We start from the raw sequence: 25718 nt of genomic DNA on the forward strand, positions 1-25718 counted from the left end.
AGAAGGTCAATAAAAAAGAGCCAGACAATTGTGTCTAGCCCCGGCTCTTCCGCGTCACGGCCACCCCGCCGAAACCGCTGATGATGGCGATATAGAATCCTAAATCATAAAACCAGCCGGTGTTGTTCACTTCATAGACGCGATACGTGTCATTGAACAACCCTAGAATCAGTGACACCGGTGCGATCCAGCCGTGCCAGACACCCCAAAAAAAGCCGGCCGGATCCGTCGTGTAGGAGCCGTCACCCGGCACGCAGCCGCCGAGGACGACAACCAACCCGAGCATGATGGCCAATAATCCGATTCGTTTCATATGAATCCCTCCTGTTCTATGTATTCCCGGTTTTACAGAAAACAGTACGGGCTAACGTGCGCCAGACGAACTAAAACAAGCAGCGACTCGCAATGAGCCGTTGCTTGTTTTAGTTAGCGCCAAAGTTGGACCGTGTTGGCGAACTCGATATCGGTCGCGATCTCACCGTCGAGGGCGTGCAAGTCGAAATCCTCCCCGTCGAGCCACGTCTGAAAGTCGAAGATGACCGGGTCGCGGTCGCCGCCGAGGGCGAACCACGTCTCGAGCGTCTCCGGGAAATAGGCGGCCGTATGGATCGTCCCGGCCCAACTTTTATACAGCTCCGAAAACACACCTTTATCCGAGTCGTTCATGAGCCGGAACGCGCTCTCGGCGTCTTGGACGATATGTTGATACATTTTGATCTCCATCATCCGCCGCGTCGAGTCGTCGAGATGGTAACGGTTCTCGTGCTGCAACAGCTCGAAATGGTTCGTGCAAATGTTCGACTCGCGGACGCGGATATCGCGCGGGGTTGCCTCGATGACACGTGTGTTTGACGACTTGTCGTGGACGACGTACGTGAACGAGCCGCGGTGCGGGATGTCTTTCAACAGATCGACCGCTTCTTCGACCGTCGCGCACGTCTCTAGAATCATCCGTCCGATCATCTGGCAGACGAAGCCGTCGCCGGGGCGGCGTCGGTTGATGAAGTTATAGCCCATGGCGAGTCCGCGCTCGTTCATTCCGTCCATCCGCCCGGTGACGCGCGAGACGGGTCCGATGACGGCGTAGCCCTCGTCCGGTTGGAACACGTTGTAGCGCCCGTCATACGTCATCGGATGATAGTCGTAGTTGCGGACGAGGAAGTTGTCCCCTGTCAAAATCGAGCAGCCGCTGATCGGGTTATTGACCCGGAAATGACCGAAGTGAAGGAGCGTATCGCCGAGCGTCAGTTCGAGCGCGTCCTGCAGGCCGAGCAGTTCTTCCCAAATCCGCGGGGCGAACCGGTCGAACGCTTGTTTCGCCTCGCGCTCGTCGATCTCAAACCGGGGGACGCGCAGCTTCCACTGATCGGTCCGGTTCTCGAGCAGCTTGCTGCGCTTGATATATTCACCTTGAAAGCGGCCAAAGTCATAATGACTGCCGCGGAATTGTGTAAGTTCGCTTGAGACACGTTGCATGAAAAAACCTCCCTTGCGCCCATTATAGCGGACGTGCGGGAGGGATGTCTGACTTGAAGCTGTTCATAGCTTGAACTGACGGCTCATCTGTTGCATGTCTTCCGCGGTGAGCGACAAGTCTTTGACAAGACGGTTCATCGTCTCGCTCGTCGCCGACATCTGTTCGGTCGAGGCGGCCACTTCCTCGTTACCGGCCGTACTCTCTTCGGAGATCGACGCAATGTCTGAAAGACCGCGCTTGATGTCTTCTTGGTTCGTCTTGACGCGACCGAGCTGTCCTTGCATCGACCCGGTCAACCGCTGCATCTCACGGACACTCGCCTCGATCTCATTGAACGCCTGCTTCGTCGCCTCGAGCGTCCGTCTGCCGTCTTCGGCGGCGTGCATACTGTCAGTGAACGTCTCGCCGAGCGCGATCGAATTCCGTTTGACGCTGCCGACGATCTCTGAGATCTCACTGACCGACTGGGCGACGCTGTTCGACAGACCGCGAATCTCGGAGGCGACGACGGCAAACCCTTTCCCGTGCTCCCCGGCACGGGCCGCCTCGATGGCCGCGTTCAAGGCGAGCAAATTCGTCTGTTGCGAGATCTGTCGGATGATCGTGACGAGCTCCGTCACTTCGTCCGCCTGTTGCTCAAAGTCTTTCACTTGGCCTTGCGACTCATTCACTTGCGCGTGGATGTTCGTCATCTTCCCGACCGCGTCTTCCATGAGTTGCAGCCCTTCTGCTGTCACTCGACTGACGACTTCCGCTTGAGTGCTCACGCCGTGCCCGTCCGTCGCCGTCTGTTCGACGAGTCCTGAGAACTCGTTCATATGTCCATACAGCTTCATCGTGAGCACGCTCTGATTCTCGACCCCGCCGGCGATTTCTTCCATTGTGAACGCAATCTGTCGCGACGCGTCGTTTACTTCCTCTGAGATGCTCGCGACGTTGCCACTCTCATCCCGGACCGTCTGTGCCGACGTCTGTAGGTTTGAGATCAACCCTTTCAACATCTTCGTCATTTGGTCCATCGAGACAGTGAGGCGCTTGATCTCATCATTCGCGCGCAGTTGAATGTTGTTTATCTCAACCGACGCCGTCGCCAAGTCGCCACCGGCGATATGCGTTGCGACACGTTCAAGATCACGAAGCGGACGTAATTTCCAACCGAGGTAACGCCAGATGATGACCGAGGCGAGACCGAGCAAGATGACGAGTCCGATGAGTACCGGGGGCAGACTTTCACGTAATACGTCAGTCGTGACCGCCGCAACATCGGCCGCGCTTTTGTCGATGCCGATGACACCGATGACTTCATCCCCTTGCTTGATTGGGACGAGCACCGTCATATAGGTCCCAAACTCCGGGTCTTCGACAATCGGCGTCGTGCCGGTTCCGCCTTCAAACGCCGGCTGTGCGTCTTCGAGCGAAGTTGCAGACACCGGTTCCCCAATCTCGGACGCGTCTGTCCCACTCATTCCATCTACAATAATTTGTAGCTCCTCACCGTCCAATGCGAGCGTGTAGACGTACATCGCCCCGATTTGCGTGCGATACGTATCGAGTTGCTCCCGAAACTGCTCGAATCGTTCATTCTTCTCCGGGTTTTGTAAAAACGCCACATACGCGTCCGCATCTATCTCCTTACTGATCCGAGCAGCGTCTTCTAGCAAGACGGCCTGCATCGAACTGAGCACCGTATGTTTCGTACTCACGTATTGAGTGACCCCGAATATGACGATGAGTAGCGTCACAAAGGCGAGCATCGCCGCGAGAATCCGATTCTGTAGTGACTGTGGTTTATTTTGTTTCATAAATTCCCCTCCTAGTTCCTTATTGGTTATATCGGAAGAAACTAAAAAAGAGTAAACAAAAAACGGATGATTTTCGACAAAATCATCCGTTTTTTTATTCATTTGTCGAATTAACGGCTTCGAGCGGCATCGAGACCTCCGCCTCACCTTCTTCTCCGATATGGAACAACGGGAGCGTCTCCGGCACGAACAATTCAGGGTTCATGTCGGCTTGATAGACGTACGTCCGCACGTCACCTTCACGCTCGGCGACGATTTCACCGAACGGGATCGGTACGCGCGTGCCATCGACTTCGTAGCTGATCACCGTCGTCGGGTCGAGCCGACGGTCTTCGAGCATTCGGATCGTGAACAGCATTGTCGAGCTGTTCGTCCGCTCGAGCGACACGGCGATCGACTCAGACTGTCCGGCCCGCTTGTCGATCATCGAATCGCCCGCCGTCTGTTCGAAGACGACGTTCTCTTCTGTCGCTTCTTCTGTCTGCATCTGTTGGCATCCGACGATCGTCGCTAATCCAAGCATCAAGGCAATCACTAATACACGCATCTCGTTTCCCCTCACTTCAAGGCGAAAGTCAGTTCTGCAACACACGCCACTTCTCCGTCGACCGTCGCTACGGCACGTCCTTTACCGATCGGACCACGCACCTTCAAGATCTCGACCTCGAGGCGCAACTGGTCGCCCGGGACGACTTGACGTTTGAAGCGACAGTTGTCGATGCCGGCGAAGAACGCGAGCTTACCTCGGTTCGACTCTTGTTTGAGCATCGCAAACGCACCGACTTGGGCCAGTGCTTCGACGATCAAAACGCCCGGCATGACGTTATAGTCTGGGAAATGTCCGTTGAAGAATTCTTCGTTCGCCGTCACATTTTTTAAACCGACGGCCCGTTCGCCTTCTTCGACCTCGAGAATCCGGTCGATGAGCAAGAACGGGTACCGATGCGGGATCACTTCTTTAATCTGTTCAATCGTGTACATGGTTCCACCACCCTTATGATGTTAGCCAGAAATCGGTGATATGGCGCCACGTGTCGATGTTGAACACGTCTCTCCACTCGCCTCCGCCAATCACGCTGTACCCGATAATGGCACCGATCGCGAGCATCGCGGCGGCCAAGATCAAGACAACGATGATGCGTAACAAGATCGGGAAACGGCGGTTGTTCGACAAGCGCTTTCGCTCCGTCCGCTCTTTAGGCTCTTTTTCTTCCGAGCCCTTCTGTTCTTCGTTCGTCACGTCCATTCATCCTTTCAGCTGATCTGATTATAACATATTAGTACCAGGTATTAAAATTGTTTCATAAGTTCTTTATAAGTGTAACGTATCTAGAAATGTCGAACAAGCGCCCCGTCCTCTGGCAGTCGAGCGCCCGTGCGAAAAAAGATACGGCTTGCCCTAAATAATATGCTAACGTGAGAGTATTCAGTGTAAAAGGAGGATTCATTTCATGTGGAAAGAATTCAAGGACTTTGCGATCAAAGGTAATGTGATCAACCTTGCTGTCGCCTTCATCCTCGGGGCCGCCTTCACGGCGATCGTCACGTCGCTCGTCAACGATATCTTCATGCCATTCCTCGGCATCCTGATCGGCGGCATCGATTTCTCGACGCTCGCAGTCACCGTGCTCGGCGTCAGCGTCACATACGGCAACTTTCTGCAAGAGATCGTCAAGTTTTTCCTGATCGCTTTCGCCTTGTTCATGATGGTCAAAGGGATCAATCGCCTGAAGCGCGAGCAAGCGGTCGAAGAGACGCCAGAGCCAGAGTTGTCGCGCGAAGAACAGTTGCTCTCCGAGATTCGCGATCTGCTCAAAAACCGTCCGCTATGAGGCGTTCGTCTGAACCGTCACGGTTTAGACGTTTTTTCAATTAGTCGAAATGCCCGGGTGACCGCGTTCGTCAAGAGCGGTGCCGCTTCCATCAGTGCCGTCTCGAGCGGCATGACCCGGGAAATGATCGGGAAAATGGCTTCAATCCCGACTTCCGGTAGTGCCGTCATGTCGGTCTGGCCGGTGAAGACGAGCGTCGGGACACCATGTTCGTGCGCAAAACGAGCCAAACCATACGGGGCTTTCCCATGAAGCGATTGTTCATCGAAGCGACCTTCTCCCGTGATTAGCCAATCGGCCCCATGCAGTTGCGCGTCAAACGATGACCAACGCATCACTTCCTCGATGCCATTCACGTACGTCGCCCCGAGTTGGTACATTGCAAAACCGATGCCACCAGCAGCTCCCGCCCCGGCGACCGCCGTATCGGCGCGATCGAAACAAGCAGCGTAAGCGCTCATCAAGTCGTCATAGCGGGCGACGTCACTTGGTGCCAGACCTTTTTGTGGACCGAACACGGCCGCCGCGCCCGCATGTCCGAGGAGCGGGTTCGTCACGTCCGAGGCGATTCGCCACGTGACGTGCTTCGCCTCCGGCATCAGACCGGACCAGTCGACGCGCTTCACGCGCTCGAGTCCGTGCGGGAACGGTTCGAGCACTCGTCCGGACTCATCGAGGAAACGGACGCCTAGCGCTTCGAGCACGCCCTTGCCACCATCAACAGTCGCACTGCCGCCGAGACCGATCGTGATGCGCCCCGCTCCGCGTTCGATCGCTTGTCTGAGTTGCATCCCCGTCCCGTAAGAACTGTACCGCCACGGGTCGAACCGATTGACGAGCGTCAATCCGGACGCTTCCGCCACTTCGACGACCGCTTCTCGTGTTGCTTCGTGCCATCCGTAGCGCGCCTGACGGACCCGTCCGTCGAGCGCAGTCACTTCCTGTTCGACCGCCTTCGCTTCCGGATGTGTCGCCAGCCAGGCGTCGAGAAACCCTTCGCCCCCGTCCGATACGGGGATCTCTACGACGTCATGTTCCGCAAGCGCCCGTCGCACCGCCCGATTCGCTTCCTGACTCGTCAGCGAGCCTTTGAATGAATCCATCGCCACAACAATTCTCATACCGTTCCCTCCTTCACCTCATTATAAAATAAAAACCGCTCCTCCGAAGAGAAGCGGTCAATGTTATGGGCGAAGTGACGTCACGAGCCCCATCATCTGGTCGCTCATCGACAGCGCCCGGGAGTTCATCTGGTAGGCACGCTGTGTGATCGTCATATCGGTCATCTCTTTCATCAAGTCGACGTTCGATGATTCGAGCGTCCCTTCTAATAAGAGATTCCCGACTGGACGGTCGACTTCGATGTCAAGATCAGCCGAATAGACGTTGTTCCCAAGCGGACGAAGTTCCGACGTGTTGCGCACCTCGACGATGTCGAGGCGCCCGAACTCTTCTTCGACGCCGTTCACGCTGGCGACGAGGACCCCGTCTTGACGGACGCGATGATTCGTCGCTTCGTTCGGCGTGACGATGCGATTGCCATCTGCACCGAGAAGTGCGTTGCCGTTCACGTCAGAAAGTGTCGTCCCGTCATTGCCGACCGAGAGCTGCATGTTGCCGCTCCGGGTCACACCGATCCCGTCTTCCGTCTCGACGACGAAAAACTGGCGGCTCGCCTGCAAGAAGACGTCAAGACCTCGGTCCGTCTTCTTGATTTGGCCGATGTTGAACTGTTGGGAGATGTCACCGACATGACCGCCGACACCGATGCGGATCCCGTTCGGTGTATCGCGGCCGACTTCAAGTTCGGCCCGAGGCTGATTGTCATACGCTTGCGAAAGGAGCGAGGCGAAGTGACCTTGCTGGCGTTTAAAGCCGACCGTGTCGACGTTCGCGATGTTGTGGCCGGTCACATCGAGCTGGCGTTGAAGCTGGGCTAGTGACGAGACCGAGTTATAAATGGACTGCATGGGTTTCCTCCTTATCGAATCCGAGCGATTTCGATGGCCCGCTCGGCACTCTTGTCATACGCCTGGACGACTTTTTGGTTTGCCTCGAACTGACGGTACGTCACCATGAGGTCAGCCATCGTCCGGTCGAGGTCAACGTTTGCTTCCTCGATATAGCCTTGTTGGAACTGGACGTTCGCAGCGGGATTTGCTCCCCCGTTGACGCGATAGTCGTTCCCGACTTGTTCGAGCGTGGCCAAATCATCGATTTGAACCGCCCCGAGCGTCGCTACGTCCTGACCGAGCGACGTGATTTGACCGTCGCCTGACAATTCGAAGTCACTAGACGGCAACTGGATGCGTTCACCCGTATCAGACAAGATGTACCCACCATCCGCCGAGCGGAGGAACCGCTCATCGTCGACCGAGAAGCGGCCGTTCGTCGTATAGAGCGCCTCCCCGTTCTGTTCGACCGCGAACATGGCGGCGCCTGTAAAGTCAGCCGGAACTTTCAAATATACGTCGGTCGGGCTATCCGTCGCCGTGACGCTGCCAGCAGAGAAGCGTGGCATCGTTTCCTGCAAATACACGCCGGTCGAGAGCGTGCCGACCTCGCCTTGGACGCGCGAACGGTCGTTACCAGGATGGCTCACCTCGGCGAGCAATAGTTCAGGGAACGACCGGACGACACCGTTTGATGCCTTGAAGCCCGGAGTCCGAACGTTTCCAAGGTTGTTGCTCAATATCTCTTGTTGCCGCTGAAGCGCGTTCATCGCACCCGCCGCCGTATAAAGTCCACGTAACATGTTCGTCTTCCCTTCATCCTTAAAGTTTCTACTTCTTATATCGTACCAAAGGAAGGAATCATTCACCCTTTTTCGAAAAAATGCATAAAAACTTCTTAGTCGTCAATACGAGACAAAGCCCACTTCAGTTTGACTGAAGTGGGCTTTGTCTATGCAATCATTCAACAATCGGCAATTCGACGATGATCGTCGTCCCTTGTTCTGATTTAGAACGGACTGAAATCGTTCCGCCGTGTGATTCGATGATCTCTTTACAGATGGCGAGCCCAAGGCCGGTGCCTCCAATGTTGCGGCTCTGTTCATTCTGTACGCGATAAAACTTTTCGAATAGTCGCTCGGCGTCTTCTGCTGTCACCCCGATGCCCTCGTCTTCGATGGCGACGCGGATGACGTCCCCTTCACACGATACGTTGACGGCAATATTCCCGCCGTCGGGTGAATATTTGATGGCGTTATTCAAGATGTTCGAGAACACTTGGCGTAGTTGGGCTGGGTCCCCTGAAACGCGAATCTCCTCGTCACACTCGAAATGGAACGCATGCAGCTCGGTCGACCCCGCATGAACCTCAAGGACGTCCGAGAGGAGATCGAACAAACTTTCGACTTTAAAGGCTTGCTGGATTTTTCCCGCTTCCATCTTTTGAACGTCAAGCAGGTCGCTGACGAGCCGTTCGAGCCGTCTCGTCTCGCTGCTGATCATCCCTAGGTAACGCTTGCGTTTCAGTTCATCGACGTGACGGTGCTCGAGGAGCTCCGTGAAGCCGAGGATGGATGTCAAAGGCGTCCGTAGCTCGTGAGATACGGTCGCGACCAATTCAGTTTTCAACCGATCGACCTCAATCTCTTTCGTGACGTCGCGCAACACAAAGATAACACCAACACGTTCGTCCTGTAGTTCGATTGGTTCGGCGTACATCCGTATGATACGTGTTCCCCCTTGCATCGAGTACGTAAACGTCTCATCGAATATTCCTTCGTGCTTCGCTCGATTTGTGAACCGGTTGAGACCTTCCTGATCGTCGATTTGATCCATGAACGGTCGGTAAAACTCTTCAATCGGATAGAGACTTTGGCGATCATCAAATGGGATTGGTTGTTCGTACAGATCAAACAACGCCGCATTGGCATACCTTTGCCCTGTGTCCGTCTTAACAAATACAATCGCGTCTCGCATCGTATGAACGATTCGTGCCGTCTTCTCTCGTTCCCGCTCCAATTCATCATGCTGTCGGATGAGCGAGCTCGACATCGCGTTGAACGATCTTGAAAGCTGCCCCACCTCATTTTGAAGCGGATCGACCGGGACGAGCAATGCGTGCGGATCGACCGCCAACCGTTCGCTGTTCGTGATGAGTGCCTGGAGCTGGTTCGTCAACCGGACGATATACGGTTGCAGACTGATAAAGAGCGTAAACAGGGCGCCGAGTAAGATGATGAGCCAACTCCATTGGGCTTTGGCGAGCTGTTCAGATAACGACTCACGCAGTCCGGTTTCTTGGAAGTCAAGTTCGGACCGATAATCGGTGAATATCGATTCCATGTCGACGATGCTCGCGCTCATATCGGCCGCGTTAGTCGGCTTCAATTTGAATCGTGTCTGGTCCGAGCTCGCGTTTTGCGGCATGAGTTGGCCAACGGTCGCCATCTGTAAGAACGGCTCATCGACTTCTCCGTTCGCCTTGGCAATCACGTAACGCTCGAGTCCGGGCATGACCCGGGACGTATAGATTGTGAACAGGAGACGGGCTTCAGTCGCGAACGTCACTTCTTCTGCGCTCGCGGCGCTTTGTTCGAACCACGTCGTCTGTTCGTCGATCCGGCCTTGTGCCGCTCGTACTTCATCTAGCAGTGACGCCTCACCGAGCAGGACGTGCCCGCGCATCTCATACTGCATCGATTGCCACGTCTCGAACAAGTCGGTCGCACGCGCCCGTTGTTCACTGATCCGCTCGAGTTCAACCATCGTCTCATCGATCGCCTGTTGCGTATAAAAATAAGTCCCGAGCGAGGGAACGGAAATTAAAACGATGAGAACGTAGAACACCGTTAGGACTTGCCGGCTAATCCGTTGTTCGATCCAGTGTTTCATACATGGCCTTCTTTCCGTATCAGTTATATTTTATTTATTTACGTTCGCTATTCACATAAGCTAGATTCGTGTATTATAATTAGATGTTAGACACTATTATTCTAAAAAATGTAGTTTTTTTCCTGACCTAGTAACAGTATAGCAATGACTTCTCACAAGAAACTCACAAATAGCGAAGGGAACATGCTGATGACCCCTAAATATATCGGGCTGACGCTGTTGATTCTCCTCCTGGCATTGACAGGTGGGCTCACGTTCACACGCGGGCAATCGATTGACAGTACAGCTACCGTCATCCAAGGAACTGCCGACTTGAGCGCTTCCGAAGTGACTGACACAATCGTACGTCTTGACGGGACTTGGCGTTTTCAATCGAGCCTGCTCGACCAAGTCGACCGTCATACGTATCGCAACGTCCCGTACGTGACCCCACATCAAGTGGCGACGTACGAAGTGGACGTCTCTCTCCCGCCTGGCCAGTACGCGTTACGCGTCCCGAGAAACCACCCGCATATCCGTCTCGCAATCGATGGTGAAGCGGTATCTCCCGTCTATTCGTCGACACCCGATTCACGGCATGCCTATCTCGTCTTACTCGATACGCACACGCCCGATTTTCGCTTGACGATGCAAGTGACCAGATCGGATGAACGCACAACCGGCATCCAAGACAGTCTGCTCATCGGTCCGACGAGCAGTATCATGGCCCTCCAAAATAAATTTTTCACCTACGATTTTATTATTATTTTGATTTCACTTTTAATTTTTTCATTCTATGCGATCGTCTTTATGTTCCACCGGAAAGAGTCACTCTATCTATATGGTGCCGCCTTCTTCTTCTTGATCGGCTTGTCGCTGTTGACACGTGATCAAATGATCATATTCGAATTCATCCCGGCCATGACCTACGTCGTTGCCCATAAGTTCAGTATGATCACAGGACTCCTTAGCTTGACCATGCTGATCGGATTCGCACTCCGGCTCGAGCAAGTCCCGTTCAGCCGTTTCCTCTCCATCGCATCTTACCCACTCTACGCGTTCAGCTTGATCGCACTCATCATTCCGTACAGTGTACACGCGACGTTTGATTATGTTGCCTGGGTTTATGTACTCGTAATCGCCTTGTTTTGGACAGGACTCAATATCCATTGGCTATTCGAACGAAAAGACGATAGGTATCCGTTTGAATTTCTAATCTTTACGCTCGCGTTGGTCATCGGCTATATCGGCCAACTCATCTACGTGTTCATCACGCATCCGAACCAAGTGTTGTATTCGAACGTCCTGTCGCTCATCTACTTTTTACTCATGTTCATGTTGCTACCGGTTCATTTATCGACCGACAAAAAACAGAAGCGGGAAGTGCAGACGTTCGCCACACAAAGCGAGATCTCATTCTTCAACTCTCAAATCAAACCGCACTTTTTGTATAACACGTTCGGGAACGTGATCGCACTCTGCTACACGGCACCGAATGAAGCCGCACGCCTCCTTGGTCACTTGAGCACGTATGTCCGCTTCATTTTCGAGAACGGACGCACAGAGACAGATATTTCACTCCGGCAAGAACTCGCGGTGATCGATTCTTATTTGATGATCGAGCAGACGCGGTTCGACGGCGCCTTCACCATCATCAAAGAGATTGACGAGACCGTTCTTGACGCCCTCATTCCTCCACTCTTGATCCAACCGCTCGTTGAGAATGCGGTCCAGCATGGGTTGATGAAACAAGACGGCGTCAAACGTCTCATGCTATCCGTCCAAGACGCCGGCGATATGATCGATATCCGTATCGCGGATAACGGAGTCGGCTTTGACCCGAAGACAGTGCTTCACGAAGTGAGCGGTATCGGTATCCCGAACGTCAAGAGCCGAATCGGTTACCTTCCTGACGCCACGTTTAAATTGAATTCTGAACACGGGGTCGGCACGAACGTGCACATTCGGCTTCCGAAACGAGAGAGGATGACAGTAACACATGCGGACGATCCTGATTGAAGACGAGCCCCATATTTTGAGGATGATGGAACGATTCATCCAAGCAGAACCGAATTTGAAATGGATGGGCTCGTTCCACGACCCCGTCCAAGCACTCGAATTTTTAACGACGCAAGAAGTCGATCTCGTCTTTCTCGACGTCGAAATGCCAAAGATGAACGGAATCGACCTCGCCAAGCGCCTGCCTGAGACGACACAAGTCGTTTTCACGACGGCACACAGCCAATACGCGGTCGAGGCGTTCGGGTTACAGGCGACCCACTATCTCCTCAAACCGATCACCGAAGAAATGATTCACGACCTCGTCCCGCTCGTCTCGAAACGGTATACAGAAACGCTTCAGCCCAAGCATCATCGGACGTGTACGATCCAATGTTTCAACAATTTCTCCGTCAAGACGCACGAAGGCGACCTCGTCAAATGGCCGACCCAAAAGACCGAAGAACTGTTCGCCTACTTGATTTACCATCGCGACAAGGTCGTCAATAAATGGCTCATCGCCGAGACGCTCTATCCCGATATCGATGATCCGCAACGGGCACTCCATAACGTCTATAACCTCATCTATCGCTTAAAGAAGACGCTTGCTGATTTCGACTTGAACATCACGGTCCAAACAATCAACAATGGCTACTCGCTTCATTTAGAGGACGTTTGTTCATGTGACTACCACGACTGGTTGAACGCCGGTCAGACGGAAGCAAACACTCGCCTGTTCGTCGACAAAGATTACAAGTGGCACTAAAAAACTTCTTCCCGCTCGGGGAAGAAGTTTTTTTATCGTCCGATGTTTAGGGGAGCAAAAAACTAGTGTAAGGCTAGTCAACAAGGACGAACAAAAAAACTCGGCCCAGGCGTCCCGTCTTCTCTAGGAAGCGTAGACGCCGTGTACCGAGTTTTCCTCTTATTTCAATCGATCTAAGTTCTCAAGCATGATGCCCGTACCGTGCGCGACGCTAAGCGTCGGCTCGTCGGCGATCATGACTGGCAAACCGACTCGTTCAGCAACGAGCTGGTCGATGCCGTGAAGGAGCGATCCGCCACCTGTCATGATGATGCCGCGGTCGATGATGTCGGCCGCGAGTTCTGGTGGCGTCTGCTCGAGGACGCGCTTCGTCGCTTCGACGATCTCGTTCGCCGACTCGGCCATCGCTTCACGGAGTTCTTCTGACGTGATCGTTACTGTACGCGGAAGCCCACGCACCATGTCTCGGCCTCGGATATCCATCGTCTCGTTGCGCCCACCCGGGAATACGGTCGCGATCTCTTTTTTGATCTGCTCGGCCGTACGCTCACCGATGATGAGCTTGTGCTTGTCTTTGATGGCACGGAGAATGTCCGTATCGAACCGGTCTCCGGCAATCTTGATCGTTTCACCGCAGACGATGTCGCCCATCGAGAGGATAGCGACGTCGGTCGTCCCGCCCCCGATATCGACGATCATATGTCCAACCGGTTTCCAGATGTCCATGCCCGAGCCGACGGCCGCTGCTTTCGGTTCCACGGCGAGGAAGACTTCTTTGGCGCCAGCTTTCTCAGCGGCCTCACGAATGGCTTTCGCCTCGACCGGTGTCACGTTGGCCGGTGTACAGATCAGCATCCGGATGCCACCGAAGAAGCCACGGACTTGAATCTTCTCGATGAAGTGGCGAAGCATCGCTTCTGTCGTCGCGAAGTCGGCGATGACCCCGTCACGGAGTGGACGGATGGCAACGATGTCGCCAGGCGTACGCCCGACCATCTGATACGCTTCCGAACCAACGGCGAGTACTTTCCCTGTCGAACGCTTGATGGCCACGACTGAAGGCTCGTCGAGGACGATGCCTCGGCCTTTCACGTGGATGACGACGTTTGCTGTTCCTAAATCAATCCCGATATCTTTTGAAAACATGGTGTGTAGGTTCCTCCGTTCGTTACTTCATTGAAAAGAGCGAGAAGAATCTCCTCGCTCCTATGAGTCTATTAATTAGTTGTTGACCATTTCTTCAGCGATTTCGACAGTTCCTTCGATTCGCTCGATGTCGGCACCGAGTGCTTGAAGTTTCTTGTGGAAATCGACGTATCCGCGGTCGATATGGTATAAGTCACCGACACGAGTTTCCTCGTCGGCGATGAGTCCTGCGAGGACGAGCGCTGCCCCGGCACGAAGGTCTGTCGAAACGACTTCGGCACCTTGGAGGCGGACGCCACCTTTAATGATTGCTGAACGACCTTCAATCTTAATATTTGCGTTCATGCGGCGGAATTCTTCGACATGCATGAAGCGATTTTCAAACACAGTCTCCGTAATAACCGATGTACCGCCCGCTTTTAAGACGAGGGCCATCATTTGCGCTTGCATATCTGTCGGGAAACCAGGGTGTGGCATCGTCTTCAAGTCGATCGGTTTCAACACTTCTGGTCCAATGACACGCATACCTTCCGTCGTCTCTTCGAACTTGACGCCCATCTCTTCCATCTTCGAGATGAGTGGACGTAGGTGTTCGCGCTCAGCTCCGATGACTTCGATGTCGCTGGCTGTGATCGCAGCAGCAACGAGGAACGTGCCGGCTTCGATACGGTCCGGAATGATCGAGTGCTCAGCACCATGCAACTTGTCTACGCCTTCGATGCGGATCGTTTCCGTTCCAGCACCGCGGACGTGAGCGCCCATACCGTTCAAGAAGTTCGCGAGGTCGACGATTTCCGGTTCTTTCGCAACGTTCTCGATAACAGTCGTTCCTTCAGCGAGAACCGCCGCCATCATGATGTTTTCTGTCGCACCGACCGATGGGAAGTCAAGATAGATCTTCGCACCTTTCAAGCGACCTTCAACTGATGCTTCGACGAAACCGTTGCCGATCACTGTCTTCGCGCCCATTGCTTCAAATCCTTTTAAATGGAGATCGATCGGACGTGATCCAATCGAACATCCGCCTGGCATTGCGACACGCACATGGCCAAGACGAGCAAGGAGAGGACCCATGACAAGGATCGAGGCACGCATTTTGCGAACGTACTCAAGCGGTGCCTCGTCTTTGATTGTGCCCGAGGCATCGACAGTGACTTCGTTGTTTGCTTCATCGAACGCGACCTCTGCACCGAGGTGGCGAAGCACTTTATTAATCGTGTAAACATCAGCAAGACGTGGCACGTTTTGAAGTACCGATTTTCCTTCGCCTGCTAAAAGAGTGGCAACCAATGTTTTCAGTACGGCGTTTTTAGCTCCTTCAACACGCACAATACCTGACAATTTACGTCCTCCACGGACTACAATCAAATCCTTCATATCTCTCTTTGTCCTCCAGCTTCGTTGTTTTTTTATTTTATGCGTCGATATCCGTTTCCGGATGTGGTTATGTCGATTACTATGATGTTTTTTTAACGTGACGCCTCATCAGAAAAAAATAAAAATAAAATCATAATCTGTCCTGATGATTGGTCGTCATGTCAGACGAGTTTATCCTACATGATATACATATAGGAGTCGTTACAACAGGATTACAGTTTGTTAATGATTTGGAAAATCGACTGTAATGGTACGAGCGCCTGAGCTAATCGGATATACTCCAAAAAGAACTGGGCGATCAGAGAACCGAAGACGACGGCCACGAGGACACGCAAGACAGCGGCTTGCGTACTTCTCACTTGGTTGAGCACGCTCTCCCACTTAACTGGCATGAGTGCCCACCAAGCGACGTAGATCGCTACGACATAAATGACGAGCGATAAGACGGTGTTTAACATCCTCGATTCCCCTCTTTTCGAAATTTTGTACCATTTTTAATCATAGCACGTTGCGACAGAGAAAAAAAGACTTAGCATGATGATGATCAATCGAATCGTCTCATCCTATCAGCTCACTCTCTTTAAATAAACCGCATATAAAAGGGACGTCATCGGCGCATAGCCTTTACTACAGTAATTGACGTCCCACCAAATTTTCAAACATTATTCCTTTTTTTCGTCCTGTGCGAGCGCCCAGCGGATCGCTTCGATATAGTAACGAGACCAATCTAGAGCCGTCTCGTCGACTGGCACAGTTAACTGCTCATATGCCTTCACCGATTCGAGCAGTTCATGCAACTTGTTCGGCTTACCGAGAAGTGCCTCTTTGACAACCGGTTCGACTGGGAGCTCGGCGATCAGCGTTTGCATCGTCTCGTCCAAAATGACGTCGAGTGAAGAGAAAATCCCGGTGATGAACGCATCAAACGGAGCTACCCCCGGAATTGTCTCATCGGCAATCAACTCCATCATCTTCCCACGGATAACGCTTTGCTTGATCAATTCTTTCGATTCAGACGTCTGCATCTCCCGAAGCAACATCAAATACGACCAGCGCCGCATCTCATCAAGTCCGATGCGGGCAACGGCTTGTTCGATCGATTGAATCGTCGTACGGCCCTTTTGATAGACCGTGTTCACCGACCGGAGCATCTTGTAGGACAGATCGACACTTCGTTCAATTTGCCCGGCGATGCGGCGGAAGTTCGGTTCTGGTTTATCGAGCTCTTTCAGCACCTCGACGAGCGTATTACGGAGCGGATGGACTTCCGCCCCATGAATGACTGTCGGACGACTGAAGAAATAACCTTGGAACATTTTATAGCCAAGCTCTTTCGCGATATCATATTCAAGCTTCGTCTCTATCTTTTCCGCCAGAAATTCGATCCGGTGTCCGAGCGCATCGATCAAGCGTTTCTGTTGATCGACCGGTGTCGCCTGATAATCGATTTTAATAATATCCGCAAGCCCGATCAACGGGCGGTATTTCTCTTCGAAGACGAAATCGTCTAAGGCGATCGTATAACCTTTCCGACGAAGTGATCGCAGGGCGGCAAGTACTTTCTCGGTCGGTTCGACGTGTTCAAGCACTTCGATGACGAGAGATTGCCGCGGCAATAATGAAGGCACTTCCCCTTCGATCAAGTTCTGTGGAAAGTTGATGAACGCCCGCGTCCCTTCGGTCAATTCCCGAAAATTAAAGACGAGGTAGGCGTTATGGATCACGTCGGCGGTCGCAAGCGCATCGTCGACGTGTTCGAACATATTTTTCTCGCTGCGGCGATACAACAGTTCGTAGCCGCAGACACGTAGTTTCTGGTCAAAGATCGGTTGACGCGCAACGTAAACTTTCATCCATTTATCTCCTTTTTGATAGTTCCCACCTATATTATCGGACGACCCGTTCCTGCATTCCACTATTTGGACACAAAAAAAACATGGTTCTTTCCACCTACATATAATGAAGGAAGCTGGTTCAAACGTCTGGTTCAAAAAGGATGAGACCAGAAAAAATCCTCTCCCACTAAACGTGAGAGAGGATGCTCGTCATTCTTTAATATCGCGAATGCTCAAGCGGTTGACCGCTTTCTTGAGCGCCAGCTCCGCACGTCGGAATTCAGTATCCGAAATCTTCGAATCTTGAAGGCGACGTTCGGCGCGGAATTTCGCCGCAGAGGCGCGGTCGTAGTCGATCTTATCCGCCATTTCGGCCGTTTCAGCTAAGATCGTCACCATATCGGGACGAACTTCCATGAAACCGCCGCTGAGTGCGATCAGCGTGCGTCCACCATCTTCGTGGCGCAGTTTAAGGACCGAGACGTCGAGTGGCGTCACCATCGGGATGTGTTTCGGTAAGATACCGAGTTCACCTGTCACCGATTTGGCGACGACCATTCGTGCCTCGCCCTCGTAAGCTGCACCATCCGGGGTGACGACGTTGACGTGAAGAGTATTCATCGTCTAGTTTCCCCCTTCCGTGTAGGTCTTAGACCAACGTCTTCGCTTTTTCGATGACGTCTTCGATTGGACCAACGAGACGGAATGCGTCTTCCGGGAGATCATCGTGTTTACCATCGAGGATCTCTTTAAAGCCACGGACTGTCTCTTTAACTGGTACGTACGAACCTTGTTGGCCAGTGAACTGCTCAGCCACGTGGAAGTTTTGTGACAAGAAGAACTGAATCCGACGGGCACGGTGAACCGTGAGCTTATCGTCTTCAGACAACTCGTCCATACCGAGGATCGCGATGATATCTTGAAGCTCTTTGTAACGCTGAAGCGTCTGCTGGACGTTACGCGCGATTTCATAGTGCTCAGGTCCGACGATGTCAGGCGAGAGGGCACGTGAAGTCGATGCGAGCGGGTCAACGGCTGGGTAGATCCCCATCTCCGAGAGACGACGCTCAAGGTTGGTCGTTGCATCGAGGTGGGCGAACGTTGTCGCTGGAGCCGGGTCAGTATAGTCATCGGCTGGTACGTAAACCGCTTGGATCGATGTGACCGATCCTTTAGCTGTCGACGTGATCCGCTCTTGAAGCATACCCATTTCCGTCGCGAGTGTCGGCTGGTAACCTACGGCAGATGGCATCCGACCGAGAAGGGCCGATACTTCAGAACCTGCCTGTGTGAAACGGAAGATGTTATCGACGAAGAGAAGAACGTCTTGTCCTTGCTCATCGCGGAAGTATTCTGCCATCGTGAGACCCGTCAAGGCAACGCGTAGACGCGCGCCCGGCGGCTCGTTCATCTGACCGAATACCATCGCCGTCTGCTTGATAACGCCTGATTCCGTCATCTCGTGGAACAAGTCATTTCCTTCACGCGTACGCTCGCCAACTCCTGCGAATACAGAAATCCCGCTGTGCTCTTGCGCGATGTTGTTGATGAGTTCCTGGATGAGGACAGTTTTACCTACACCGGCACCACCGAAGAGGCCGATTTTACCACCTTTGATGTACGGTGCGAGAAGGTCGACGACTTTGATCCCTGTTTCCAAGATCTCAACATTTGTCGACAATTCATCAAACGTAGGTGCGAGACGGTGAATCGGTGCCCGACGTACAGTCGGTGAAACTTCTTTATCGTCGATTGGGTTACCGAGTACGTTGAAGACACGACCGAGCGTCTCTTCTCCGACTGGTACTGAAATCGGTGAACCTAAGTCAAGTACTTCCATGCCGCGGCGAACGCCGTCCGTTGAGTCCATCGCAATCGTACGGACCGTGTCATCCCCAAGGTGAATCGCCACCTCGAGCGTCAAGTCGACACTGACATCTTGCGCCGTCTGTGCCACGTATGTGACTTTGAGGGCGTTGTAGATGTTCGGTAAGTGATTCTCGAACTTAACGTCGATAACTGGGCCCATGACTGCGACTACGCGGCCTTTTATGCCGTATTCGTTCATCGTGTTAGCCTCCTACAATCTAGAGGGCGTGCGCTTATTCAAGCGCAGCCGCACCTCCGACAATCTCTGTGATTTCTTGTGTGATCGCCGCTTGGCGCGCGCGGTTGAACTTGAGCTTGAGTCCGCGGATGAGATCATCCGCATTGTCTGTCGCGTTCGCCATCGCCGTCATCCGAGCCGCGTGCTCCGATACTTTCGCATCGAGAAGCGCGCCGTAGATGAGCCCTTCCGCGTAACGCGGGAGGAGCGCTGCTAAGATCGTTTCTTCTTCTGGTTCGTATTCATACATCACATTAGATGCGGTCTGTTCGATATCCCCAAGCGGAAGCAATCGATCCATCTTCACTTCTTGGCTGATGACAGAGATGAACGAGTTGAAGCAGAGCTTCAATTCATCGATCTCGCCTTCACTGAACGCGCCGACCGTCTGTTTGACGATCTCCGCGACTTCAATGAATGTTGGCTGGTCGTTAAGTCCTGTCATCGCACTGTACACCGGAATGTTACGTGTCTTGAAGAACTGAACGCCGACCTTCCCGATCACGTACAGACGGTACTCGTCTGTCGAATCGTGTTTGGCTTTCAACTCGCGGTACACGTCGCGAAGGACGCTGGCGTTATATCCACCAGCAAGTCCGCGGTCCGACGTGATGACGATGTAGCCGGTCCGTTTGACGGGACGGACTTGAAGCATCGGGTGTGTTGCGCCTGAAGTACCGCCGGCAATCGACGAGATGACTTCTTGCAACTTGGTCATGTACGGCTTGAAGTTGGCGTTGCTCCCTTGAGCGCGGTTCAACTTCGAGGCCGACACCATGTTCATCGCTTTCGTGATTTGCTTCGTGCTTTGGGTCGAGGTGATCCGCATCTGGATCTCACGTAATGATGCCATTTCGATTCACCACCTTAATAGACGCTCGTCACCGGATTAAACCGATGGCGAGAATGTCTTTTTGAATTCCGCAATTGCATCGACCATCGCCTCGTCAGCAGGAAGGTTTCCTGTTTGACGGATTTCACGGCAGAGGTCCGCACGGTTTTGGTCGAGCCATGCGTTCATGTCTTTTTCGAAACGACGGATGTCTTCGACTGGGACGTCATCGAGATGACCTTTCGTGAGAGCGTAGATGATGAACACTTGCTTGTCGACCGAGAGCGGTGCGTTCAATTCTTGCTTCAAGACTTCAACCGTCCGTTGTCCACGGTTCAACTTCGCTTGTGTCGCTTTGTCGAGGTCTGACCCGAACTGGGCGAACGCCTCGAGCTCACGGTATGACGCGAGGTCAAGACGGAGCGTACCAGCAACTTTCTTCATCGCTTTCACTTGAGCCGCACCACCTACACGCGATACCGAGAGACCGGCGTTGATCGCGGGACGTACCCCTGAGAAGAAGAGGTCTGACTGAAGGAAGATTTGACCGTCTGTGATCGAGATAACGTTCGTCGGGATGTAAGCCGAGATATCCGACGCTTGTGTCTCGATGAACGGAAGAGCTGTCAGCGAGCCGCCACCGAGTTCGTCGTTCAACTTCGCCGCACGCTCAAGAAGGCGTGAGTGGAGGTAGAAGACGTCACCTGGGTAGGCTTCGCGGCCTGGAGGACGACGGAGAAGAAGCGAGAGCTCACGATAAGCTGCCGCTTGTTTCGAGAGATCATCATACACGACGAGGACGTGTCGTCCGCGGTCCATGAAGTACTCACCCATCGATACCCCTGCAAACGGCGCGAGGTAAAGAAGCGGGGCAGGCTGTGAAGCCGAAGCCGAAACGACGATTGTGTAATCGAGGGCACCATTTTTACGGAGCGTCTCAACTACGCCACGGACAGTTGATTCTTTCTGACCGATTGCGACGTAGATACAAACCATGTTTTCTTCTTTTTGGTTGATGATCGCATCGATTGCGACCGAAGTCTTACCAGTTTGACGGTCACCGATGATGAGCTCACGCTGACCGCGACCGATTGGTACGAGGGCGTCAATCGCCTTGATCCCAGTTTGGAGCGGTTCGTGAACTGACTTACGGGCCATAACGCCGTAAGCTTTACGTTCGATCGGGTTGTATGTGTCCGTCACGATCGGTCCAAGACCGTCGATTGGTTGTCCGAGCGGGTTGACGACGCGTCCGAGGAGCGCATCACCGACTGGTACTTCCATGATGCGGCCCGTACGTTTAACCGAGTCGCCTTCTTTGATACCTTTGTAGTCGCCGAGGATGATAATCCCGACGTTGCCTTCTTCTAAGTTTTGCGCCAAGCCCATTATGCCGTTTGAGAACTCTACGAGTTCTCCTGCCATAACGTTATCGAGTCCGAATGCACGAGCGATACCGTCACCTACTTGAATGACTGTACCTGTCTCACTAACTTCGATTTCAGAACCGTACGAAGCGATTCGCTCTTTTAGCAGGGCGCTGATTTCTTCAGCTTTGATCGTCATTGAATTCACCCCTATTTCTTACGCATTCAACAATTCACGCTCAAGGCGTGTTAGTTTAGTTTCGATTGTGTCATCATACGTCGTGTAACCGATCTGGACACGAAGTCCACCGATAACCTGTTCATCGACGACGTTCTTCAATTGAAGCGTCTTGTTCATCTTCTGACCGAAGACGAGTTCGACTTCTTTCAACTCTGCTGCCGACAACGGGTAAGCACTTGTGACGAACCCTTCAGCGATGCCGCGGAAGTCGTTGATGTAATCTAAGACGTAACGCGGCAGCCCGCGAACTTCGCTCGCACGGTCGTTCTCGACCATGACGAGAAGTGTGTTAAGCACGATTTCTGTCATATCACCAAAGCTGTGTGTTAAAAGCTGTGCAAGCTCGCTGTCGCTGACTGCAGGATTCGTTAAGAGATCCGTCAGTTCAGGCGTCGCGTGGAGCACTTCATCGAGCAGACGCACTTCCGCTTCGACTTGGTCGAGCGTGCCTTGCTCCCGCGCTAAGTCGAAGAGCGCTTTGGCATAGCGTTTTGCTAACGATATGTTCATCAGTTAGCGCCTTTCGCTTTAGACAGGAAGTCTGTGACGAGGGCACGTTGTTTCACTTCGTCGCCTTTAAGGTCTGACTGAAGGACGTGGCGTGCTGCCGAGAGCGCCTGTGTGACGACTTCGGTTTGAAGCGACTGTTTCGCGAGCTCGCGCTCACGCTCGATCGCTTTTCCAGCCTCGATCTTGATTTTTTCGGCTTCCAAACGCGCCTGCTCCACCAAGCGTGCTTGTTCGGCTTCAGCTTGACGACGGCTTGAGTCAAGCATCTCTTTTGATTCTGTACGTGCGGCGCTTAAAGCGTCACGTTGTTCGACGACATATGTCTCCGCGTCTTTGCGGCTCTTTTCAGCAAGCTCGATTTCGTTCGCTACATACTCTTCACGCTGTCTCATCATTCCAAGGAGTGGTCCCCAAGCAAATTTCTTCAACAGGGCCAAGAGTACGAGGAATGTGAAAAGTGTAAAGATCATATCCAGGATGCGGAGGCCTTCGCCACCAGCACCAGCTGCAATCATCATCGTATCCATGCATACCCTCCTCTTGACTAAATAAGTGAGGGAGGCTTGCTCCCTCGTTTGTTGTTCTCGTTAACTCGTAATCAAGAGTTGAGGAGAAGGAAACCGACAGCCACACCGATGATCGGGAGGGCCTCAACCAAACCGATACCGATGAACATCGTTTGACGAAGTTCGTTTTTAAGTTCTGGCTGACGTGCTTGTCCTTGTACTGTTCCGTATACGATGAGACCGTTACCGATACCAGCCGCGAGTGCTCCGAGACCGATAACGATTGCTGTTGCGAGAAGATTCATTTGTTCCATTGTGTATGTTCCTCCTAAAAGTAAGTAAATAGTTTTTTTGTTCAACGCTTTGGCGAGGCCAGCTTATCCGAATCAATGCTCGGCTGAAGCTTTATGCCCGATGTACACCATGGCAAGCGTCAGGAAAATGTAGGATTGGATAACCCCGATAAAGATTGAGAAACCTTGCCATAAAATCATCGGCAGGATTGCGAACACAGCACCGAGCGGGTTAAGTGCTCCTTGTGCGGTAATTGCGAGTCCCAAGATGATGGTAATCATGATTTCACCGGCAAAGATGTTACCGTAAAGACGCAGACCGAGCGTCAAGGTGTTCGCGAACTCCTCGATAAGCTTGATCGGCAATAAGAACCAGACCGGCTTCACGAATTCCGCCGAATAGTGCTTGAAACCGTGTAGCTTCACGCCGTAATAGTGTGACATTGCAACGACGAGTGTCGACAACGCCAATGTGACGTAAGGATCGGCCGTCGGTGAGTTGAACCATAGATAGTGACCGGAAATGACGTTGAACGGCAGACCCATCAAGTTCGAAATCAGAATGAACAAAATCAACGTCATTCCAAACCCGATAAAGCGGCCTCCTGTCTTCCAATCCATCGCACTCGAGATGATCCCGCGTACGAATTCCGCGAAGAATTCCATCAAGTTCTGCTTACCTGTCGGCTTCATGGCCAAGCGTCGTGTTCCCCAAACGGCGAACGCAAAGACGAGCAGTGATGCGATTAGCACCGTAATGACGTTCGTCCAGCTCCCATATAACGTATAGTCTCCAAGTTGTAGAGAATATGTGGGAAACTCATGACCCATTAGTATTCACCTCTTTTCCTGCTGAGCTGGGCAAGTGTGAACTCGCCAAATTGTATGATGTGGCCGGCGATTAGACCAGTTACCACCGCAATCAGCGATACTCGATCTTCATAGAAGAGACCGACTATCACGGCTAACGCACCGACTGCCATTCTTGAAACAGTCCCGTGCGATTTCGGGCGTCGCCCATGTTCGATCACGTCAAACATTCGAATGACGCTGCGATTCTGCATATGTAGAATGATCAGACTGGCGACCCCACCCAGGAACAAGCCGAGAAATACCGGTTTGTACACAGGGACGATGAGCGCTCCGACGAGGAGAATGGCGAACCATCCGACAAACCACTTCGTATAGCGTTTCATCAACTCTTGTTGTGCTTTTCTGTCTGCTTGCACTTGTTGTAGTTCCGTTTGTTCTAGCTTCATTCGTCCTCTCCTGTCATTAAACTTCGAAGGGTGAGTACGAGCGCGGTGATCCCGACAAACATTCCGAGAAACACCGACACATTCCAACCAAACGTGCCCCAAAATTCACGTCTCGCCCCATATTGGCCGACGAGATAACCGATGACGATCGGTCCGGCGAGCGCGGTCGAGATTTGTGAGGCGAGCGAGGCGTAGGATAGGTAACGATTGTCTTTTTTCGTCATCCTAGTCCCCCTTTCTAACTGGCAGCCAGCACTTCATCTTCTTCGATTCACACTCGCGTGACCATCAAAAGTCACACAAGTTCAGAGTACTGGAAATAGCATAAGAAGTCAATTGATTTCACAATTATAAAAGCGCTTTAAACCAAGTCGTATCAAGGCTTTTACGCACTTCACAAACTAAATTAAAATCACTAAATTTTAAAGAAGTGTGAAGAAACGGTGAAATAAAAATGTTGACTTTATAATATTTCACAAACCGAATCAGATGAGGAATAGTTCAGTTATACATCCGCGTATTGGAAAATACAACGCAAACCTCCCCACGTTCACAAAAGGTTTTAAAACGGACGCTGATTTCGCATTGAAATCGTTTTCATTATCCTGTATCAGTATACCGATTATCTTTTTGCCGTGTCGAGCGATTCTGACAAATTTGTAGTGATGAATCTCACAGTGTTAATCCCGGGAAGGAATTGGCTGGAAACGCTATAATATCAAGCTCAAATGGATATATGGTACCAGTTGAGTGGCACCTATTACGATGTAAGCAACCTCTGAAATTATGTCTATTTTGTGACTTCCGAAACCGAACATACGCAAAGGCCAGCCGATGGTCACGTTAAACCCGGTTTTCTAGGTGCAGGAACAGCTCGGCATTCACGAATCTCGGACGAAGCCGATGCACACCGTTCATTCGGCTGACCTACTCGTCGAGGCGATGGCCGAATCATATATTCAGTGAACTACTCACCACTTGTTTGCTTCGCAACTTGAAGTGGGAGCTTCTTGGGAAGACCGTGCTTTGACCAGCCACGGTTGTGGACCAAGCTCGTCGGGCAGTCCCTGCCCTGGGGTGTTTCAGTCGGCGAGACCCAACAGGTTGAGGCTCGCGTTGACGTCGCGGTCGTGGTGCGTGCCGCATGCGACACATGTCCACTCGCGGACGTGCAGGTCCTTCTCGCCATCGTTCTCGCCGCAGGCCGAACAGATTTGAGTCGAGGCGAACCACGGGTCGGCCTGGATCAGCGTCCGGCCGTGGAACCTGCATTTGTAGGCGAGCTGGCGGACGAACTCGCCCCACCCGGCGTCCCCGATCGACTTTGCCAGGCGGCGGTCCTGCATCATCTCCCTCGGCTTCAGCGTCTCGACGACGACGACTTGGTTCTCGTCGACGATGCGTCGCGACAGCTTGTTGTAGACGAAGCGGGCGCAGCCGATCGTCCTGACGAGGAACTCGGCCTGTGCCGCCGTCGGGTGGAGCCTGTATTTGTAGCCCTTCAGCATGTCTGCCCCTCCCTTCCACCAGATAGTAGGATGATTCTC

The 25718-nt window shown here is 52.6% G+C and carries 27 protein-coding genes and 2 pseudogenes; 3 read left to right on the plus strand and 26 right to left on the minus strand.

Translation table 11 applies throughout. The features are described 5' to 3' along the window. Positions 1–34: 34 nt before the first annotated feature. The 6 genes from BJU60_RS06885 to BJU60_RS06910 form a co-directional block, all read right to left on the minus strand. Entirely contained in the window at positions 35–313 is a 279-nt protein-coding gene (locus BJU60_RS06885; protein WP_070328158.1) for a hypothetical protein, read from the minus strand. A gap of 113 nt (positions 314–426) precedes the next feature. Next, positions 427–1476 (minus strand): C45 family autoproteolytic acyltransferase/hydolase, encoded by a 1050-nt coding sequence (locus BJU60_RS06890; RefSeq protein WP_070328159.1) that lies wholly within the window; start codon positions 1474–1476, stop codon positions 427–429. Positions 1477–1539: 63 nt separating this feature from the next. Next, positions 1540–3279, minus strand: coding sequence for a methyl-accepting chemotaxis protein (locus tag BJU60_RS06895; protein ID WP_070328160.1), 1740 nt, complete (start codon positions 3277–3279; stop codon positions 1540–1542). A gap of 94 nt (positions 3280–3373) precedes the next feature. Beyond that, the gene (locus BJU60_RS06900; protein ID WP_070328161.1) at positions 3374–3826 is read right to left on the minus strand and encodes a hypothetical protein; all 453 of its coding nucleotides are present in this window, start codon (positions 3824–3826) and stop codon (positions 3374–3376) included. An 11-nt stretch (positions 3827–3837) separates the two neighbouring features. Continuing rightward, positions 3838–4260, minus strand: a complete 423-nt coding sequence (fabZ, locus tag BJU60_RS06905; protein WP_070328162.1) for a 3-hydroxyacyl-ACP dehydratase FabZ — start codon at positions 4258–4260, stop codon at positions 3838–3840. A 13-nt stretch (positions 4261–4273) separates the two neighbouring features. Next, the gene (locus BJU60_RS06910) at positions 4274–4525 is read right to left on the minus strand and encodes a DNA-directed RNA polymerase subunit beta (protein ID WP_070328163.1); all 252 of its coding nucleotides are present in this window, start codon (positions 4523–4525) and stop codon (positions 4274–4276) included. A 205-nt stretch (positions 4526–4730) separates the two neighbouring features. On the opposite strand from BJU60_RS06910, the gene mscL reads away from it, so the two are divergent. Further along, on the plus strand, positions 4731–5111 hold the full coding sequence (mscL, locus tag BJU60_RS06915) for a large-conductance mechanosensitive channel protein MscL (protein WP_070328164.1): 381 nt from the start codon (positions 4731–4733) through the stop codon (positions 5109–5111). Between the two features lie 17 nt (positions 5112–5128). On the opposite strand, the gene BJU60_RS06920 is transcribed toward mscL, so the two are convergent. The 4 genes from BJU60_RS06920 to BJU60_RS06935 form a co-directional block, all read right to left on the minus strand. Further along, the gene (locus BJU60_RS06920) at positions 5129–6232 is read right to left on the minus strand and encodes a glycerate kinase family protein (protein ID WP_070328165.1); all 1104 of its coding nucleotides are present in this window, start codon (positions 6230–6232) and stop codon (positions 5129–5131) included. 63 nt (positions 6233–6295) lie between these two features. Continuing rightward, positions 6296–7081 (minus strand): flagellar hook-basal body protein, encoded by a 786-nt coding sequence (locus BJU60_RS06925; protein WP_070328166.1) that lies wholly within the window; start codon positions 7079–7081, stop codon positions 6296–6298. Between the two features lie 11 nt (positions 7082–7092). Beyond that, a complete protein-coding gene (locus BJU60_RS06930) occupies positions 7093–7866 on the minus strand; it encodes a flagellar hook-basal body protein (RefSeq protein ID WP_070328167.1) in 774 nt (257 codons plus the stop codon). A gap of 157 nt (positions 7867–8023) precedes the next feature. Continuing rightward, complete coding sequence (locus BJU60_RS06935) at positions 8024–9955, minus strand: sensor histidine kinase (protein WP_070328168.1); 1932 nt, start codon at positions 9953–9955, stop codon at positions 8024–8026. A 189-nt stretch (positions 9956–10144) separates the two neighbouring features. On the opposite strand from BJU60_RS06935, the gene BJU60_RS06940 reads away from it, so the two are divergent. Both BJU60_RS06940 and BJU60_RS06945 read left to right on the plus strand, forming a co-directional pair. Next, on the plus strand, positions 10145–11953 hold the full coding sequence (locus tag BJU60_RS06940) for a sensor histidine kinase (protein ID WP_070328169.1): 1809 nt from the start codon (positions 10145–10147) through the stop codon (positions 11951–11953). After that, complete coding sequence (locus BJU60_RS06945) at positions 11934–12698, plus strand: response regulator (protein WP_070328170.1); 765 nt, start codon at positions 11934–11936, stop codon at positions 12696–12698. Before BJU60_RS06940 ends, BJU60_RS06945 begins: the two co-directional genes overlap by 20 nt. A gap of 159 nt (positions 12699–12857) precedes the next feature. Here BJU60_RS06945 and BJU60_RS06950 read toward each other — a convergent pair whose 3' ends face one another. The 16 genes and pseudogenes from BJU60_RS06950 to BJU60_RS15370 all read right to left on the minus strand — a co-directional run. After that, positions 12858–13844, minus strand: coding sequence for a rod shape-determining protein (locus BJU60_RS06950; RefSeq protein WP_070328171.1), 987 nt, complete (start codon positions 13842–13844; stop codon positions 12858–12860). Positions 13845–13919: 75 nt separating this feature from the next. Continuing rightward, positions 13920–15221 carry a UDP-N-acetylglucosamine 1-carboxyvinyltransferase gene (murA, locus tag BJU60_RS06955; RefSeq protein ID WP_070328172.1) on the minus strand — a complete coding sequence of 434 codons (1302 nt, stop codon included), beginning with the start codon at positions 15219–15221 and terminating at the stop codon, positions 13920–13922. 212 nt (positions 15222–15433) lie between these two features. After that, positions 15434–15679 carry a DUF1146 domain-containing protein gene (locus BJU60_RS06960; RefSeq protein ID WP_070328173.1) on the minus strand — a complete coding sequence of 82 codons (246 nt, stop codon included), beginning with the start codon at positions 15677–15679 and terminating at the stop codon, positions 15434–15436. 204 nt (positions 15680–15883) lie between these two features. Continuing rightward, the gene (locus tag BJU60_RS06965; protein WP_070328174.1) at positions 15884–17074 is read right to left on the minus strand and encodes an EAL and HDOD domain-containing protein; all 1191 of its coding nucleotides are present in this window, start codon (positions 17072–17074) and stop codon (positions 15884–15886) included. 192 nt (positions 17075–17266) lie between these two features. After that, positions 17267–17677 carry a F0F1 ATP synthase subunit epsilon gene (locus tag BJU60_RS06970; RefSeq protein ID WP_016510237.1) on the minus strand — a complete coding sequence of 137 codons (411 nt, stop codon included), beginning with the start codon at positions 17675–17677 and terminating at the stop codon, positions 17267–17269. A 28-nt stretch (positions 17678–17705) separates the two neighbouring features. After that, a complete protein-coding gene (gene atpD / locus BJU60_RS06975; RefSeq protein ID WP_070328175.1) occupies positions 17706–19124 on the minus strand; it encodes a F0F1 ATP synthase subunit beta in 1419 nt (472 codons plus the stop codon). A gap of 34 nt (positions 19125–19158) precedes the next feature. Further along, a complete protein-coding gene (atpG, locus tag BJU60_RS06980) occupies positions 19159–20016 on the minus strand; it encodes an ATP synthase F1 subunit gamma (RefSeq protein ID WP_070328176.1) in 858 nt (285 codons plus the stop codon). Between the two features lie 36 nt (positions 20017–20052). Next, on the minus strand, positions 20053–21561 hold the full coding sequence (gene atpA, locus BJU60_RS06985; protein ID WP_070328177.1) for a F0F1 ATP synthase subunit alpha: 1509 nt from the start codon (positions 21559–21561) through the stop codon (positions 20053–20055). An 18-nt stretch (positions 21562–21579) separates the two neighbouring features. Beyond that, positions 21580–22113, minus strand: coding sequence for a F0F1 ATP synthase subunit delta (locus BJU60_RS06990; RefSeq protein ID WP_070328178.1), 534 nt, complete (start codon positions 22111–22113; stop codon positions 21580–21582). Beyond that, positions 22113–22640 carry a F0F1 ATP synthase subunit B gene (gene atpF, locus BJU60_RS06995; protein ID WP_016510248.1) on the minus strand — a complete coding sequence of 176 codons (528 nt, stop codon included), beginning with the start codon at positions 22638–22640 and terminating at the stop codon, positions 22113–22115. Before atpF ends, BJU60_RS06990 begins: the two co-directional genes overlap by 1 nt. Positions 22641–22711: 71 nt before the next feature. Beyond that, positions 22712–22924, minus strand: a complete 213-nt coding sequence (atpE, locus tag BJU60_RS07000) for a F0F1 ATP synthase subunit C (RefSeq protein ID WP_035386543.1) — start codon at positions 22922–22924, stop codon at positions 22712–22714. Between the two features lie 81 nt (positions 22925–23005). Then, a complete protein-coding gene (gene atpB, locus BJU60_RS07005) occupies positions 23006–23743 on the minus strand; it encodes a F0F1 ATP synthase subunit A (RefSeq protein ID WP_016510243.1) in 738 nt (245 codons plus the stop codon). Beyond that, positions 23743–24171 carry an ATP synthase subunit I gene (locus tag BJU60_RS07010; RefSeq protein ID WP_070328179.1) on the minus strand — a complete coding sequence of 143 codons (429 nt, stop codon included), beginning with the start codon at positions 24169–24171 and terminating at the stop codon, positions 23743–23745. The genes atpB and BJU60_RS07010 overlap by 1 nt, the downstream gene beginning before the upstream one ends. Further along, entirely contained in the window at positions 24168–24395 is a 228-nt protein-coding gene (locus BJU60_RS07015) for a hypothetical protein (RefSeq protein WP_070328180.1), read from the minus strand. Before BJU60_RS07015 ends, BJU60_RS07010 begins: the two co-directional genes overlap by 4 nt. Before the next feature lie 858 nt (positions 24396–25253). Then, positions 25254–25589 (minus strand): annotated as a pseudogene (locus BJU60_RS07020) (RNA-guided endonuclease TnpB family protein); the annotation flags it as partial. A 36-nt stretch (positions 25590–25625) separates the two neighbouring features. After that, positions 25626–25679 (minus strand): annotated as a pseudogene (locus tag BJU60_RS15370) (helix-turn-helix domain-containing protein); the annotation flags it as partial. Positions 25680–25718 lie beyond the last annotated feature (39 nt).

The organism is Exiguobacterium aurantiacum, assembly GCF_001766415.1.
Taxonomy (GTDB): Bacteria; Bacillota; Bacilli; order Exiguobacteriales; family Exiguobacteriaceae; genus Exiguobacterium; species Exiguobacterium aurantiacum_A.